Origin of the sequence: Cyanobium sp. L1E-Cus, from assembly GCF_024345755.1 — a bacterium.
GTDB classification, from domain to species: Bacteria; Cyanobacteriota; Cyanobacteriia; order PCC-6307; family Cyanobiaceae; genus Cyanobium_A; species Cyanobium_A usitatum.
The window spans coordinates 98,876-114,788 of the sequence record NZ_JAGQBS010000006.1; the positions used below are offsets into that span (position 1 = coordinate 98,876).

Annotated in this window: 14 protein-coding genes; 5 read left to right on the top strand and 9 right to left on the bottom strand. The window is 66.2% G+C overall.

The features are described from left to right. Positions 1–36: 36 nt before the first annotated feature. From KBZ22_RS07525 to KBZ22_RS07545, 5 genes are all read right to left on the bottom strand, one after another. Positions 37–1,266 carry a CCA tRNA nucleotidyltransferase gene (locus KBZ22_RS07525; protein ID WP_255021576.1) on the bottom strand — a complete coding sequence of 410 codons (1,230 nt, stop codon included), beginning with the start codon at positions 1,264–1,266 and terminating at the stop codon, positions 37–39. Then, entirely contained in the window at positions 1,267–3,663 is a 2,397-nt protein-coding gene (locus KBZ22_RS07530; protein ID WP_255021577.1) for a UvrD-helicase domain-containing protein, read from the bottom strand. A 10-nt stretch (positions 3,664–3,673) separates the two neighbouring features. Beyond that, complete coding sequence (locus KBZ22_RS07535) at positions 3,674–4,723, bottom strand: glycosyltransferase (protein WP_255021578.1); 1,050 nt, start codon at positions 4,721–4,723, stop codon at positions 3,674–3,676. 33 nt (positions 4,724–4,756) lie between these two features. Further along, on the bottom strand, positions 4,757–5,470 hold the full coding sequence (locus tag KBZ22_RS07540; protein WP_255021579.1) for a heme oxygenase (biliverdin-producing): 714 nt from the start codon (positions 5,468–5,470) through the stop codon (positions 4,757–4,759). A gap of 77 nt (positions 5,471–5,547) precedes the next feature. Next, on the bottom strand, positions 5,548–6,006 hold the full coding sequence (locus tag KBZ22_RS07545) for a hypothetical protein (protein WP_106632949.1): 459 nt from the start codon (positions 6,004–6,006) through the stop codon (positions 5,548–5,550). 83 nt (positions 6,007–6,089) lie between these two features. Here KBZ22_RS07545 and KBZ22_RS07550 point away from each other — a divergent pair, with 83 nt between their 5' ends. The 3 genes from KBZ22_RS07550 to KBZ22_RS07560 are packed head-to-tail and all read left to right on the top strand — an operon-like array spanning position 6,090 to position 10,215. Next, positions 6,090–7,535 carry an NADP-dependent isocitrate dehydrogenase gene (locus KBZ22_RS07550; protein ID WP_255021580.1) on the top strand — a complete coding sequence of 482 codons (1,446 nt, stop codon included), beginning with the start codon at positions 6,090–6,092 and terminating at the stop codon, positions 7,533–7,535. Continuing rightward, the gene (locus KBZ22_RS07555) at positions 7,532–8,830 is read left to right on the top strand and encodes a (Fe-S)-binding protein (RefSeq protein ID WP_255021581.1); all 1,299 of its coding nucleotides are present in this window, start codon (positions 7,532–7,534) and stop codon (positions 8,828–8,830) included. Before KBZ22_RS07550 ends, KBZ22_RS07555 begins: the two co-directional genes overlap by 4 nt. Continuing rightward, complete coding sequence (locus tag KBZ22_RS07560; RefSeq protein ID WP_255021582.1) at positions 8,827–10,215, top strand: APC family permease; 1,389 nt, start codon at positions 8,827–8,829, stop codon at positions 10,213–10,215. Before KBZ22_RS07555 ends, KBZ22_RS07560 begins: the two co-directional genes overlap by 4 nt. Here KBZ22_RS07560 and KBZ22_RS07565 read toward each other — a convergent pair. Then, the gene (locus KBZ22_RS07565) at positions 10,212–11,549 is read right to left on the bottom strand and encodes a four-carbon acid sugar kinase family protein (protein WP_255021583.1); all 1,338 of its coding nucleotides are present in this window, start codon (positions 11,547–11,549) and stop codon (positions 10,212–10,214) included. The genes KBZ22_RS07560 and KBZ22_RS07565 overlap by 4 nt on opposite strands. 17 nt (positions 11,550–11,566) lie before the next feature. Here KBZ22_RS07565 and KBZ22_RS07570 point away from each other — a divergent pair, with 17 nt between their 5' ends. Then, a complete protein-coding gene (locus tag KBZ22_RS07570; protein WP_261353974.1) occupies positions 11,567–12,742 on the top strand; it encodes an FAD-binding oxidoreductase in 1,176 nt (391 codons plus the stop codon). Here KBZ22_RS07570 and KBZ22_RS07575 read toward each other — a convergent pair. Beyond that, a complete protein-coding gene (locus tag KBZ22_RS07575) occupies positions 12,669–13,604 on the bottom strand; it encodes an alpha/beta fold hydrolase (protein WP_255021585.1) in 936 nt (311 codons plus the stop codon). The genes KBZ22_RS07570 and KBZ22_RS07575 overlap by 74 nt on opposite strands. A gap of 57 nt (positions 13,605–13,661) precedes the next feature. Between KBZ22_RS07575 and KBZ22_RS07580 the strand changes: the two genes are divergently transcribed. Continuing rightward, on the top strand, positions 13,662–13,976 hold the full coding sequence (locus KBZ22_RS07580; protein ID WP_254941465.1) for a hypothetical protein: 315 nt from the start codon (positions 13,662–13,664) through the stop codon (positions 13,974–13,976). Here KBZ22_RS07580 and KBZ22_RS07585 read toward each other — a convergent pair. Together KBZ22_RS07585 and KBZ22_RS07590 are read right to left on the bottom strand one after the other, a co-directional pair. Continuing rightward, on the bottom strand, positions 13,936–14,469 hold the full coding sequence (locus KBZ22_RS07585; RefSeq protein ID WP_255021586.1) for an isoprenylcysteine carboxylmethyltransferase family protein: 534 nt from the start codon (positions 14,467–14,469) through the stop codon (positions 13,936–13,938). The two genes, KBZ22_RS07580 and KBZ22_RS07585, sit on opposite strands and share 41 nt — an antisense overlap. Further along, a complete protein-coding gene (locus KBZ22_RS07590) occupies positions 14,450–15,805 on the bottom strand; it encodes a cation:proton antiporter (protein ID WP_255021587.1) in 1,356 nt (451 codons plus the stop codon). The genes KBZ22_RS07585 and KBZ22_RS07590 overlap by 20 nt, the downstream gene beginning before the upstream one ends. Positions 15,806–15,913: the final 108 nt, after the last annotated feature.

The following is a 15,913-nucleotide window of genomic DNA, read 5'->3' on the forward strand; positions in this document are numbered from 1 at the left end:
AGTCATCCGCCCACGCTAACGAGGGGTCTGCGGCACTCAGATCCGCTCCAAGCCCAGCCGCTCGGCCCGCAGCTCCCTCAGCCTCTGGCCCAACTCGGGCCCTTGCCGCATGCCAGCTGCCAGCAGATCAGCGGCGGTGAGCTCGGCTTTTACCTGGCGCCAGCGCAGCAGCCACCGCAGCAGGGGCCGGCGCGGGCCACTGCCACAGGCCAGGGCCAGGGCCACCGCTTCTGGACTGCAGCCAGAAGCCTCCAGCAGGGCGCACCAGTGCTCGGGCAGCGCCGGGAAGCCCTCCAGCTGCTGCTCCACCAGCCGGCGCCGCAACTCCAACCATTGCGCAAGCAGGCGGTGCTGGCGGTGGGGCAACTGCAGCCGCTCCGCCAGGGCGAGGGGTTGGCGCGCTCCCGCCACCAGGGCCACCAGCAGCGGCAACCCCAGCCGAGCAGCCCAGCGCAGCCGCCGCGGCCACTGCGTATCCGCCTGCAGCTCCGGATCAAGCAGCGCCAGAGCGCCCCAGCGCTGCAGTGCCCCCAAAGCTGCCAGCCAGGGCTCGCGCTCCAGCAGCAACTCCAGCTCCATCCGCAGGCGCGTGCCCAGGGCTGACGGCGCCTCAGCCGGCGGATTACCCTGCCGCCACGGCCAAGGCCACTGCGCCAGGGTGACTGCGGCCTGATCGGCGCTAGCCCCGTCAAGCTCCAGCCCCAGCCGAGCCGCATAGCGGGCGCCGCGCACCAGCCGGGTGGGATCGTCGCGAACGCTGCCGTGATGCAAAAAGCGCAGCTGACGCAGCTCCAGATCGGCCTGGCCTCCATGGGGATCGAGCAGGGTGCCGCTGACCAGATCCAAGGCCATGGCGTTGATGCTGAAATCACGCCTGGCCAGGTCATCGGCCATAGAGCCGAAGCTCACCTGAGGATTTTCGGCTGGCACCGGGTAGGTCTCGCAGCGGGCGGTGGCCACATCCAGCAGCACCTGCTGGCCGTCCAAGTTGAGTTCGAGCTCAACGGTGCCGTAAGCGCCGTGCTCCTGGCAGCGCTGCACCACACCCTCACCCAGCTGGCCAGCCAAGGCGTCAACCAACTCCTTAACCAGCTCTGAAGCTCGGCCCTGCACCACCAGGTCCAGATCGGGCAGGCCCCGCCAGGGATCGTTGTGCAGCCGATGCAGCAACAAATCCCGCACCGCCCCACCGACCAACGCCACCGGCCCAACCCCTGACCGGCTCAGGGCTGTCAGCAGGGGCGCTGGAATGCCAGGGATTTCCACCTAGACGGGCTCGATCGGCGCCAGGCGCGGGTCAAGGATTTTGGGTCCCATCCCCTGAAATTTCACAGCAATCGACACCTTCTCACCACTGCCAAACAAGTGGGTCACCTGACCTTCGCCAAAGCTGCTGTGCCGCAGCCGGTCCCCCACCGCCCAGGTTTGGGTGGCCGCCCGGCGCCGCACCGCATTGGCGGGAGCACCGGCCGCACCGCCGCCAGCTACCTGGCGTGAATCCTCGCGATCCACTCGGGTGAGCCGCTCCAGGCGCTGCTCACGACGAATGGAAGCTCCACCGCTATGGGGAATGTCCCCCTGGATCAGGGCGCTGGGCAGCTCCGAAAGAAACACCGAGGGCACCGCTGGCTCGCGCATGCCACCCCAAAGCCGCCGCTCACTGGCATGGGATAGAAACAGCCGCTCCTTGGCCCGGGTGAGGCCCACGTAGCAGAGGCGGCGCTCCTCCTCGAGAGCCGAGGGGTCTTCCAAGGAGCGATAGCTGGGGAAGAGACCCTGCTCCATTCCCACCAGATACACCACCGGAAATTCCAGGCCCTTACTGGCATGCAGGGTCATCAAGGTGACGCGGTCCTGCTCGGTGTCCTTGCTGTCAGCGTCGCTGGCCAGGGCCGCCGAAGCCAGGAAATCCTCCAAGGAGCCCTCCTCGTTTTCCTCCTGGTATTGCAAGGCAGCATTCACTAACTCATTGAGGTTGCGGCGTCGGTCTTCGGCTTCATCGGTGCCTTCGGTGATCAACTCAGCCACGTAGCCGCTCTGCTCCATCACCCGCTGCACCAATTCAGAAGGGGCGATGTCTTGAGCACAGGCCTGGAGGCCGTTGATCAACTCGCAAAACTGCAGCAAACCCTTGGCCGAGCGGCCGCCCAAAGAACGCACTGCTTCTGCATCACGGACCACTTCCCAGAGAGGAATGCCGAGCTGGTTTGAGGCGTCGGTGAGTCGCTCGATCGTGGTTTTACCGATGCCGCGCTTGGGTGTGTTAAGCACCCGCAACAGGCTGACGGTGTCGGCGGGGTTGACCAGCAGCTTGAGGTAGGCGAGCACATCCTTGATCTCGCGCCGGTCGTAGAAGCGCAGCCCCCCCACCACGATGTAGGGGATGCCCCAGCGCACCAGCGACTCCTCCATCGCCCGCGACTGGGCGTTGGTGCGATACAGCACGGCCATATCGCCCCAGCTGAGATCGGGGTGGGCGGCTTCAAGCATGCGCATGCGGTGCACCACCGCCTCGGCCTCGGCGATCTCGTCATCGCAGCGGGTGAGGGAGATCAATTCGCCCTCGCCTCGGGTGGGGCGCAAAACCTTATCGATCCGCTCGGAATTGTGGGCGATCAGGGCATTAGCCGCCTCCAGAATCGTGGCGGTGGAGCGGTAGTTCTCCTCCAACTTCACCATCGTGGCGGTGGTCTCACTGGCCGCCCCGTCACCGAAGTCGTCCTGAAAGCCCATCAGGATCGTGAAATCGGCGGCGCGGAAGCTGTAGATGCTCTGGTCCGCGTCACCCACCACAAACACCGAGCGCCCGTCCCAGTCGTCGTAGTCGGAGGGTTCACGACCGTTGGTCACCAGCAGCTTGATCAGGTCGTACTGGGTGCGGTTGGTGTCCTGGTATTCATCCACCAGCACATGACGAAAGCGCCGGTGCCAGTAGTCGCGGATCTGCTCGTTCTGGCGCAGCAGCTGCACCGGCAGCAGCAGCAGATCGTCGAAATCGAGAGCGTTGTTGGCGGCCAGGGCGCGCCGGTAGCGCCGGTAGGTCTCCGCCATCAACTTGCCCCGCTGGCCGCCGGCATCGGCTTCAAGCTGCTCGGGCATCCAACCCTGGTTCTTGGCGTTGCTGATCGCCCAGCGCACCTTCTTGGGCTCAAAGCGCTTGGGATCTAGCTGCAGCTCCTGGGTGACGATCTCCTTAATCAGGCTCTGGACGTCGTTCTCGTCGTAGATCGAGAACTGGCGCGTCCAGCTGAGTCCTTCGGGATCCTTGAACTTGTCGATGTCGAAGCGCAGCAGCCGGGCAAACAGGGCATGGAAGGTGCCGATCCACAGCTCCTTGATCACCTCGCGGTAGATGCGCGAGCGCAGCTGGCGCTGCTCCACCGCCGGCAGGGTGCTCCAGGGCTGGCCGAACTGGCTCTGGGCCAGCTTCTGGGCAAGCAGCAGCTCCAGCCGCTCCTTCATCTCGCGGGCCGCCTTGTTGGTGAAGGTGACGGCGAGCAGATGGGCCGGATCGGCGCCGTGGTGGCCGATCAGGTGGGCGATGCGGTGGGTGAGGGCGCGGGTTTTGCCGCTGCCCGCACCTGCCACCACCAGCAGCGGACCGGTGTGGTGGTCCACCGCCTTGCGCTGGGCGTCGTTGAGGCCGGCGAGAAATGCGCTCATTCCTGAGACCCTAGGCAAGGCGACGGGCCAACCTCTGCCGCCAGCGCTCCAAGCGCAGCTGGAGCAGAGAAGGGGACCGCAGGGGCGGCTCACCGGCCTGCAGCCGATCGATGTGGATGTTGATCGCCTCTAGGGCCTGGCGCCAGCGCTGGCGCAGCCGCGGTTCACTGAGCTCATCAAGCAGCTCTTCCAAGCGGCGTGGCGCAGGCAGCCAGGCGGCTGGATCGGCCACCGCAGCAGCGATCCGCTCCCCGTCGGAGGCCAGGCTACCCATACCGATCTGATGGGCCAGGCCCCCGGGGTCCAGGTTGTCAGCCAGGGCGTGGTTAAGGCTGCTGAACAGCACGCAGCCACAGGCCAGGGCCTCGATCGGCGGCAGACCAAAGCCCTCGCTCACCCCACTGCAGCGCCAGTGGTCGGCGGAGTCGTAAACCACCACCTTGGCGCTGTTGAACAACCCCACCAGATCTTCCACCCAGCCGTCCTGCACCAGCACCGTGAGCCCGCGGGCCCGCAGGGCTGGCACCAGCTGCTCCAGCACGTAGGTGCTGGTCTTGCGCCGCTGGATCAGCACATCAATCGAGCGGCCGCCCGGCGCCGGCTCAGCGCCGAAGTTGTGGGGGCGATCACCGCGGGCAATCCAACTGGCCTCCAGGGCATTAGGCACCAGGAACAGCGGATTGCGGCTGGCCCATTGGCCCCAGTAGCCCAGGGTGTTGCGACTCACTGCCAGCACCGGCACCCCGGGGGGCAAGCGGAAGCCGTAGCCGCTGCTATGGGCGTGATAGGCCACCGGCCGGCCCCACAACGCCCGCAACTGGCGGGGCACATCAAAGCCCCAGCTCACGATCCACAGGGAGTCGGTGGCGGCAGGGCTGCCTAGGGGTTCAGCCCGTAGCAGATCACCCAGGTAGGGCAGTCCAGGCTCCCGCTGCCGATAGGTGACCAGTTGTGTTGGCACCAGTTCGGCCAGCAGCCGGGACGTCTGCTGCTCCACCAGCAGGCCACCGCAGCGGTAGCGACCGCTGGTGCCTGGCACCAAAAAGCGAAGGGGGCGCAAGACACTCAGAGGCTGCGGCCCGCCAACTCTGGCTCAGGCCGCCGCCACTTCCGTGCTGCCCGAACGCTGACGCCGGGTAAGGAAGCCAAACAGCACCTTGCCAATGGCGGCGATCAGATTGCCTTCCAGTTCCTGGAACATGGTCATGTTCAGGTGGAAGGCGTGGTTGGCCTCCTCCACAATGCGATCGGCCATGGCTTGGTCTATCGGCAGGGCGTCGAGGGTGGTGCGGTAGTTGGCCTTGAAGCCCTTCTCATCGGGAATAGCCGCGAATTCGTAGAAACGCAGGCCATCGTGCTCGCCCAGGCTCATCGCCTTCTGGGCGATGTTCTTGAGGATCTGGCCGCCGGAAAGATCACCTATGTAGCGGGTGTAGTGGTGACCCACCAGCAGCTCCGGGCACTCCTGCGCCACCTGGTGCAGACGCTCTACGTATTGCTGGGCTCCAGGGGTGGGTTTGACCGCATTACGCCAGTCGCCACCGAAATAAAAGGCAAGATCCTGCTCGAGACTTTCGCGCCGGTTCAGCTCTGGGAAAGCCACCGGACCCACCACCGGATGCTCCCTAAGCCGGCCAAACTCCTCCTCCATGGCCGAGTACACGAAATAAAGGTCGGCCACCAAGGTGCGGTAGCTGGCCTTATCCACCACCCCCTTAAGGAAGCAGCTCACGAAGCCGGTGTTCTCCGCCATCGTGTGGGCCTTTTTGGTGCCTTCACGCAGTTGGGAAGCAAGGGCGACGGCCATCTGACGGGGACGTTGTACGGGCGAGGAGCCAAGTTAGGCGGGAGTTTTACCGAGGCGCCTGGCAAGGTTGCGAAGGGTTACGCCGCCAGGTTCTGATCGGCCTGCTCGGCGCCACCGAACAGATCAAACAGCTCCCGGGAAAACTGCTGCAACTTCTGCGCCACCTCGGCCTGGGGCAGGTGACTGCCTGACGGCTGCCAGTCGCCCACGGTGGCCAGCCGCCAGCGCTCGCTCTCGTAGGTGAGTCCCCTGATCGTCACCCCCAGCAGGCGAGGGCGTTCAGCCCTGCTCCGCCCTGGGGCCCCGTCCAGGCGCAGCTGCACCAGAAAGGAGCGGCACTGGCTGCGGGGACTCCAACCCGGTAGGTGAAAGGAGAGATCCAGGCTCTCCTGCTCGGCAAAGGCACGGGTCAGCGCGTCGTCGCGCCAGGGGGTGAGGTTGGCTCGGGCATCGGGGAAGTGGACGCGAAACAGGCTCGCCGCCGCAGCGATTGCCTGGGCAAGTTCAAGGGATTGGGCCTGATCGGCGGCATTCATGCCGTTTCCCCTGAGCAGAACCGCAACATGCCTAAAACCTAGGCTCGCCACACCGATAAGGCCGATCCGGTCAGTAACAGCCCATGGCAACCCCTAGCGCCGCCAGCTTTGAGAAGCTCACCACCCCTGCCAGCGGCACCGCAATTCGCTTCGAAAATGGTCAGCCGATCGTGCCCAACGATCCGATTGTTCCCTTCATCCGCGGCGATGGCACGGGCGTAGACATCTGGCCCGCCACCCAGAAAGTGCTGGACGCGGCGGTGGCCCAGGCCTACGGCGGTGAGCGCCGGATTGAGTGGTTCAAGGTGTACGCCGGCGATGAGGCCTGCGACCTCTACGGCACCTATCAATACCTGCCGGAAGACACCCTGAGCGCCATCAAGCAGTACGGCGTGGCGATCAAGGGGCCCCTCACCACACCGATCGGCGGCGGCATCCGCTCCCTCAACGTGGCCCTGCGCCAGATCTTTGATCTCTACTGCTGCGTGCGCCCCTGCCGCTACTACGAGGGCACCCCCAGCCCCCACAAGCGGCCGCAAGACCTGGACGTGATCGTCTATCGCGAAAACACCGAAGACATCTATATGGGGATCGAGTGGGAAGCCAACGATCCAGTGTGCCTGGAACTTATCAAGCACCTCAATGAGGTGGTGATCCCAGCCAACGGCAAGCTGGGCCAGCGCCAGATCCCAGCGGGCTCCGGCATAGGCATCAAGCCCGTGAGTAAGCACGGCAGCCAGCGCCACATCCGCAAGGCGATCCAGCACGCCCTGCGCCTGGAGGGCGACAAGCGACACGTGACCCTGGTGCACAAGGGCAACATCATGAAATTCACCGAGGGAGCCTTCCGCGACTGGGGCTACGAGCTAGCCACCACCGAATTCCGCGATGTCTGCATCACTGAGCGGGAGAGCTGGATCCTGGACAACGTCGAGCGCAATCCCGGCTTAAGCATCGAGGCCAATGCCCGCATGATCGAGCCCGGCTACGACAGCCTCACCCCCGAGAAGAAAGCCGCCATTGATGCCGAGGTGCAGGGCGTGCTCGATGCCATCGGCGCCAGCCACGGCGGTGGTAACTGGAAGCAGATGGTGCTTGTCGACGACCGCATCGCCGACAGCATCTTTCAGCAGATCCAGACTCGCCCCGCGGACTACTCGATCCTCGCCACCCTCAACCTCAACGGCGACTACATCTCCGATGCGGCCGCAGCCGTGGTGGGAGGCCTGGGCATGGCCCCCGGCGCCAACATCGGCGACAACGCCGCCATCTTCGAGGCCACCCACGGCACCGCTCCCAAGCACGCCGGCCTTGATCGCATCAATCCCGGCTCGGTGATCCTCAGCGGCGTGATGATGCTCGAGTTCATGGGCTGGCAGGAGGCCGCCGACCTAATCACTGCGGGACTGAGCGCCGCCATCGCCAATGGCGAGGTGACCTACGACCTGGCCCGACTGATGGAGCCTGCTGTGGAGCCGGTGAGCTGCAGTGGCTTTGCTGATTCTGTGATCCGCCACTTCGGCGGATGAACACCGACCCCTGCGTGCACTGCGGCTTCTGCCTGCCCACCTGCGCCAGCTACCGGGTGCTGGGAACGGAGATGGATTCACCCCGGGGCCGCATTTACACCCTCAAGGCGATCGCCAACGGTGAACTGAGCCTCGATGCCACCGTGGCGAAACACTTCGACAGTTGCCTGGGCTGTCTCGCCTGCGTAACCGCCTGTCCGTCAGGGGTGCGCTACGACCAACTTATCGAGGCCACGCGCCCCCAGCTCAACGCGCCTGAGCTGCGCAGCTCCGCCCAGCAGGCATTTCGCAAGCTGCTGTTTGCCCTGCTTCCCTACCCTGCGCGGCTTCGGGCCCTGCTCACGCCGCTGCGCCTTTACGCCGGCACCCCCCTGCAGGCCCTGGCCCGCCGCAGTGGGATCACCCGCCTATTCGGCCCCCAGCTGGAGGCCCTCGATCAGCTGCTACCTCCCTTGGCGCCGGCCGGCTTCCGCGACGACTTCCCCCTGGTAGTGCCCGCCCAGGGTCCTCGCCGCGCCCGGGTAGGGCTGGTGCTGGGCTGCGTCCAGCGTCTATTTGATCCAGCCGTGAACCAGGCCGCCGTGCAGGTGCTGAGCGCCAACGGCATCGAGGTGGTGATTCCGCCCAGCCAGGGCTGCTGCGGCGCCGTGACCCACCACCAGGGAGAACTCAGCCAGACCAACGAGCTGGCAATCGGCTTGATCCAAAGCTTCGAGGCCGTAGTGGGCCCAGGCAAGCCCGCCGGGGCCGGGCCTCTCGACGCCGTATTGGTGGCAGCTTCCGGTTGCGGCCACACCATGAAGGCCTACGGGCGGCTCACCGGCAGCAGCTTCTCCGCCCCGGTCGCGGATATTCAGGAGTTTCTCGCCGATCTCGGCCTAAGCCAGCCATTCCTCGCCGCCCTTAAGCCCCTTACCCACGCTGACGGCGAGCCAGCCAGCGCCAAACGCCCGCTCCGACTGGCTTATCACGACGCCTGCCACATGCTGCATGGCCAGGGCATCAGCAGCCAGCCCCGGGCCCTGCTCAATGCCATCCCCCACATCCAGCTGCGCGAAGCGACTGAAGCGGGAGTGTGCTGCGGCAGCGCCGGCATCTACAACCTGGTGCAGCCTGAGGAGGCCGCCGCCCTTGGGCAGCTCAAGGCCAAAGACCTAGCCGGCACCGGAGCCGAGCTGGCGGTTAGCGCCAACATCGGCTGCAGCCTGCAGATCCGGCGCCACCTGCAGGAGCTGCCCCAGCCGATCCGGGTGCTGCATCCGATGCAGTTGCTGGAGCAGAGCTACAGCGGTTGAGCCAACCCATCCCCGAGCAGCAGCCAGACAACCAGGCCCCTAAAGGCCGACTACTAAACATTCTGGGAGTGGGTTTTGGCTTGGCCGGTGCCGTAGGCGGCACGATCGGGGCCGGCATTCTGCGCACTCCGGGCCTGGTGGCAGCCCAATTGCCCTCAGCGGAGCTGGTGCTGGCCGCCTGGCTGGCCGGCGGGCTCTATGCGCTGGTGGGGGCGGTTTGCATAGCCGAATTGGCGGCAGCCTTGCCGAAGGCCGGCGGTTGGTACGTCTACGCCGAGCGGGCCTTCGGCAAGCGCGTGGGCTTTCTGGTGGGCTGGACCGACTGGCTGGCCCATTGCATCGGCCTGGCCTGGGTGGCCACCACCGTGGGGGAATACGGCCAGGCCTTGCTGCCCGCCGCGATCCCCCAGGGGCCCTACACGGCCCGAATCCTGGCGCTGCTAGCCATCGGCCTGTTCAGCCTGATTCAGCTGCGAGGCCTGCGCGCCGGCAGCGCCAGCCAGGAATTGCTCAGCCTCGCCAAGGCGGTGGCCTTTCTGGCCCTGGTGGCGGCCTGCTTCCTACTGCCCATCCAGGCGGCGCCCCCCATCGCGCCACCACCGCCTGCGCCCACAGCGATCGCGGACTGGCGGAGCCTGAGCCTGGCAGTGGTGCTGGCCCTACAGGCAGTGATCACCACCTACGACGGCTGGGCCAGCCCCGTTTATTTCGCTGAAGAATTCAGCGAGCCGGGGCGAGATCTGCCCCGCTCCTTGATCGGCGGGGTTCTGGCGGTGCTGGTGCTTTATCTGCTGATCAACCTGGCCCTGCTGCATGTGCTGCCGATCGCCCAGCTGGCCAGCTCAAACCTGCCGGCCGCCGCCGCCGCACGCGCCCTGGCTGGGCCGCTGGGTGGCCTACTGATCACCGCGTTAGCGCTGGTCTCCCTGCTGGGCCTGATCAACACCGTGGTGATGGCCGCCCCGCGCATTTTGTTTGGTCTCAGCCGCGACGGCCTGCTGCCGAGCTTTGTTGCCCAAGTGAACGGGGGCGGCACCCCGAGCGCGGCCCTGCTGCTCACCAGCACTGCCGCCGCGGCCCTAGTGCTGGCCGGCTCCTTCGAGCGGCTGCTAACCATGGGCGCCGTGCTCTACGTGAGCCTGCCGCTGGCGGGCATTGCCTCCCTGGTGACCCTGCGCCAGCGGGAGCCGGAGCTGCCCCGCCCCTTTCTCACCTGGGGCTACCCCGTGTCCCCCTTACTGATCACGGCGGTATCCCTGGCCTTCCTTATGGGCAGTACGGCCAACGACTGGCTAAGCAGCCTTGCCGCCCTAGCCCTCGTGGCCACGGGCTACGGCGTCTGCCTGTTGGCGGAGCGACCACCTCTAGCAGAGGAAACGAGTTAATCCGCGCTTGCCAAGCCTTCCATCCAGCGCCAAGCAAGCCGCAGCGTGTCCCCATCACCGAGGTTGCCGGGGAAGGTGAGCACCGGCAGAGGCTCTGGCAGATCAGCCAGCACCAAGGAAAGCCCAGGCAGCAGCTGTCCTTTTAACTCGACCGCCGCCAGAGCCAGACCATCGGCCAGCAGGGTGTGGGTGGTGATGCCCCCCTTGCTGATCAGGTAACCCAACTGGGGGGCCAGGGCAGCAGCCAGCCGGGCCATCAGCGCCGCCAGAGCGTCGCCTAAGCGGCGGCGCTGCGCCACTGATGCGCACTGGAGCTCACCCCGGCTGGTGTACAGCACGGGCGTTTGCCCCTGGGCCAGCACCCGCCGCAACTGAACCAGCCAGTCGGCCTCCAGGGAAGCCAGCAGGGGCTCCGGCAGGGGGCCTTCCAGCAGCCGCGCCAGCTTGGCGACGGGCAGCTCCAGCCCCACGCAGCGGGGCTCCGTGAGCAGCTGGGTGAGCTGGGCATCAGCCAAAGGCACGTGGGAGCCCACCAGCACCAGCCCTGGATTGGGGCGGCGCAACCGGGCCAGGGCAGCTCCAGCCAGGGGCTGGGGCGGCAAAGCTGCTAAGGCCTGGATCCAACTGGCCGCCGACTGGGAAAGCACCGCCCGCGGCCAGGCCTGGCGCACCACCTGGGCCAGGGCGGCCAGTTGCTCAGGTCGCTCCCCGTCAACGGCCACCACGGGCACGCCATCTAGGGCCGCCAATCGCTCTGCCAGGGCCTGGCCGCCATCGCTTACGGCGTAATCCAACTCGGCGCCGGTCAGACGCTGGACCTGGTGTGCGGCGATACGGCCCCCGCTTTTTTCCTCCACCCAAACCGGCAGATCGCTGCTGGCGTAGCCAAACAGGCGGTCGCGGGCGAAGGCGGTTTCGTGCACGGGCTGGCCGTGCAAGCGATGCACCCCCTCCACAGTGGTGCGGCCCCCCTCAAAAAAGGCCGGGATCAACAAGGTGGCCGCAAAGGGGCCGAGCTCGGCTGCGATCACCTCCACCTCCAACGGGAAGTGACCCCGCAGGGTGGAGTCGCCGCGACTCACCAGCCACCAACGCTCAATGCCTGCCAGGGGCAGGGCCGCGGCCAGAGCCCGGCAGATCTGGCGTACCCGCTCCGCGGCTGCTTCCGGCGCCAGGGCCCGGGTGTTAGCCAGCAGAAACAGCAGCGGCGAAGAGTGCCGCAGCCCCGCCGCCAGGGTGGCGGCATCCCAGCGCAGCAGCAGCGGGCAGCTGTGCACCGTCTGGGAGCCGGTGGGGTCATCGTCGATGACGATGATTTTGGAGGAGGCGGCCATGGCACCATCGTGCCGTGATGACTCCGGAGCCCAGGGAGCTGCAGGAGCTGGTGCGCGAGCTGCACCAGCAGGCTGCGCCCTGGCAACCCGCCGGCCTGGGCAGCCGACTCAACTGGGGGCCGCCAGTTATGGGCGCCAGCGCCACCGTGAGCTGTAGGCGGCTGAGCGGCATCGTTGAGCACAGCCCTGGCGATTTCACTGTGACGGCCCTAGCCGGCACGCCCCTGGTCGAATTGCAAGCCGAACTGGCCCGCCACAGGCAATGGCTAGCCCTTGACTGGCCCTGGGGCAGCGGCCCAAACGGCCAAGCCAGCGGCAGCCTGGGCGGCCTGGTGGCAAGAGGCCTGGCCGGCGGTCTGCGCCAGCGCTATCTGGGCGTGCGCGACCAGATCATTGGCCTGGAATTGATCCGCAGCGACGGCACCCGCGCCCGGGCCGGGGGCAAGGTGGTGAAAAACGTGGCCGGCTACGACCTGATGCGCTTGATGGCGGGCAGCTGGGGAGCCTTAGGACTGATCAGCAGCCTCACTCTGCGCACCATGCCGGAGCCACCCCAGCGGCGCGGCCTGAAGCTGGCGGGGCCGCTCGAAGCCCTCGGCCAACTGGCCGCCTGGCTGCTGGGCTCAAGCCTCAGCCCGGAGCGGATCGACTGGTGGCGCCCCCCTGGCCCCCAAGAAGAAGACACCGGACTGCTGATCAGCCTGGCCAGCATCAACGCCCTCACTCTCAATGAGCAGATCGGCTGCATCGCCGCCAAGGCTGCTGCCTTGGCAATTACGGCCCAAACTCTTGAACCCGCCGAACTCGCAAGCCTGGTAGGCCAAAGCCAAGGGTCTGAAACTGGGTCCAGCGACTGGTTGCTGCGGCTGGCGGTGCGCCCCAACCAGACGACTGCCCTGCTCAACGATCCAGCCCTGGCCGGCTTGCCGGTGGTCCTAGGGGCTGGCAGTGGCCTAGGAATCGCCTGGGCAACTGCCTCAGCCCTACCGACCTACAAGGTGGAGGCGCTCAGGCGCCATTGCCAGCAGGTTGGTGGCTTCCTGACGGTGCTACGCCAGCCCGCCAGCAGCAAACTGCCGGCCTGGCTGGATGCCCCATCGCGGCCCATGATCGAAGCGATCAAGCGGCAGTTTGACCCGAAGCAGCAACTGTCGCGCGGTCGTCTGCCGGGAGTTGAGCCGCCCCCGAGCTAAGGCCGGCGATCCAGTCGAGCAGGGCAGCATTCACCTGATCTGGCACCTCGTCGTGAGGACAGTGACCCGCCTCGAGCACCACTTCGCTGGTGCCTACCGGAGCATGGCGCTGGAAAGCAGCCCGCCGGCCCACGGCATTGATCCAGGGGTCCCGGATGCCCCAGAGCAACAGCAACGGACATGTCAGCTGGGCAAACAACTCATCGAGGGGCTGGCCTCGGGGGATATCAAACACGGTGCGGAAAACACCGAAGGCTCCCGGATCCAGCGACGGCCGCCGGATCGCCTCAACCAAGGCTTCATCGACGTTGGTCTTGTCGACGTACACCTGGTTGAGGGTGCGGCGAATCGTGGCCGGCCGGCGCAAATTTTCAAACAACAACCGCTGCAGCACCGGGCTTTTGAGCAGGGCTCCCGCAATGGTCTGGCGGGTGATCGCTCCCCAGCCCTTAGGCGGCGCCTGCTCATCGCTGAACGGCCCTGCCGCATTTAGCAGCACCACCCCGGCCGCCTGGTCCCCCAGGGCAGCGCCAGCAGCCAGGGCTGAAAAACCGCCCAGGGAATTACCCACCAGCACCGTCGGTCGGCCGATGCGCTCGCTCACGTATGCGGCCAGCTGGTCGCGCCAGAGGGGGCCGCCATAGGCAAGCTCGGCCGGCTTGGCGCTGCGACCGAAGCCCAGCAGGTCGATGGCGTGCACCTCATGGCGCTGGGCCAGCACGGGAATGTTGTGGCGCCAGTGGTCGGTGGAAGCACCAAAGCCATGCACCAGCAGGATCGCGGGGCCATCGGGATCAGCTGGCGCCGCTGCGATGGCGTGCACTGGATGGCCCGCGTAGCTCCAGGGCTGGGGTGCAGACACGGAAGCCACCTTGATGCGTCCAGGGTGGTCGATGCTAGGGAGATCTGCGGCGCGCCATTGCCCCTCACCAGCCCTGACTGGAGCCCCTTCCTGCCGGGGATTGCCCTGTGGGCCCTGGCCCTATACCTCCCCTTGAGCGGCCCCCTGGGGCGCCTGGAGGAAGCCCTGGCCGCGGGCTCCCTGCCGAGCCCTGTCCAGCAGGTGATGCTGGTGATTAGCAGCTTGCTGCTGGCCCTGGCCATCGGGGTGCTGGCCGACCTGAGCCTGAGCTGGGCCCTAGGCCCCGACTGGGCCAGCAGCCTCGGCCTGATCGCCGCAGGCTGGGGGCTGTTCACAGCGCTCGCCAGTCGAGCCAGGGAAGACGGGGAATGATTGCTGGTGTGCGGGCCCGGTAGGTGGCGTAATCGGGATAGGCAAGCTCAAGGGCCCGCTCCTCGCGGCGTGCCTTACCGCCCAGCACGGCCACCAGGGCCAGCAGCAGGGCCAGATGCAGCAGGCTGCCCAGGGCCAAACTCACCCCCAGGGAACAAAGCAGCACCGCTTGATAGAGGGGGTGACGGCAACGGCCGTAGGCCCCACTTGTCACCAACGGGGCGCCAGGAATCGGATCAGGCAGGGGCGTAAGGCTCGAACCCAGCCCCCAGAACGCCTGGACTGCCAACACCAGACCCAGCAGCAGCAAAATGGCACCGGCTAAGGCCAGCGGCAGGGGCCAGGCATAACCCCAGGCACCGGGGGCAGGCCAGGGCGGCAGCAGGTGGGCGGCAATCAGGGCCAACTGGGCGAGCAGCCACCACTCACCGTGGCGGTTGTCTAGCCAGCCCCCCCAACTCAGGCCCCAGCGGTCAGGTTGGAATTTCGGCAAGTGGATCAAGATCCGGACCTCCAGCGCTGCCACCCAGCACCAGTCTGAGCAGAATCGGCGCCAGGAAGGTGGTGCCGATCACCATCAGCAAGATTGCGGCCTCCAGCGGCTTGGTAAGCAGCCCTGCCTGGGTACCCAGGCCAAGAAAAATCAAGCCCACCTCGCCCCGGGGCATCATCCCCAAACCAACCACCAACCGGTTGGTTTTCTCCTTGCTGAAATAGCTCCAGCCGGTTGCCACCTTGCCGGCAATCGCCACGGTGAGCAGGAAGGCCGCCACGATCAATCCCTCCCGGTTTTCAGGGTTCAGCGGATTGAGCACCGACAGATCCATGCCCGTGCCAATCAGCACAAAGAAGATCGTGGCAAACAGGGCAACTAGGGGCTTAACGGTGTCCTGGATCGCATGGGTGTGCTTAGAAGAGCTGAGAATCAAGCCTGCAGCGAAAGCGCCAAGAGCGGCTTCCAGGCCGATCGCCTGGGCCACAAAACAGCAGAGCGACAACACCACGAAAGCCGCCACGACCACTTCGCCAGGGGCCTTGAGCTGATCGAGCAGCCAGTCGAAGCCAGGAGCAGCAGTGCGGCTCAGGAACAGGGCCGCCGCCACAAACACAGCTGCCGCCGCAACCAACTTCAGGATCGGGCCCACGGTGAAGCCCTCGCCGCCAGCCAGGCTCACCACCACCGCAAGGATCACGATGCCGAGTATGTCGTCGAGTACGGCCGCGCCGATCACCGTCTGACCCTCGCGAGTGCGCAGAAACTTCAACTCACCAAACACACTGGCGGTGATGCCGATGCTGGTGGCCGTCATCGCCGCACCGGCGAAGATCGCCGGAATCAGGGGCACATGGAAGATGTAATAAAGGCCCGCAGTGCCTAGGGCAAAGGGAAGCACCACCCCGGTTACGGCAACGGTGGTGGCCTGGGCACCCACCGCTACCAGCTCCTCGAGCTCGCTTTCCAGTCCGGTGAGAAACAACAGGGCAAACAGACCGATCTGGGAGACCGCTTGCAGATTCGGGAAGGTCTCGGCGTAGATCTCCTGCACCATTTCCGGTGAGAGATCGGCCAGAGAGCTGAGCAAGCCCAAGCCCCAACTGCTGAGTTGGACCTGGGTTTCGGGCGGCACGATCAAATGCAGGCCGGAAACGCCAATAAGAACGCCAGCTACCAGCTCGCCCAGGATCGTGGGCAACTGCACTCGCACCATCAGCTCCGCCAGCAGCCTGGCCGCCACGAAGATCACTAGAAACTCCCCCACCGAAATCAGGGTTTCAGCAACTTCGGCTTGGTGACTGCCGATTTCAAGCAAAAGCGCTGGCAGAACCATGGATAGGTGAGTTCGCGGTAGTGGGAGGCGCGACCATAAAGCCGCCCGCGCCACGGTGTTTGGACCCTGATCACTATCAGGCCGTGGGGTTTGGGTTTGGCAACCGTG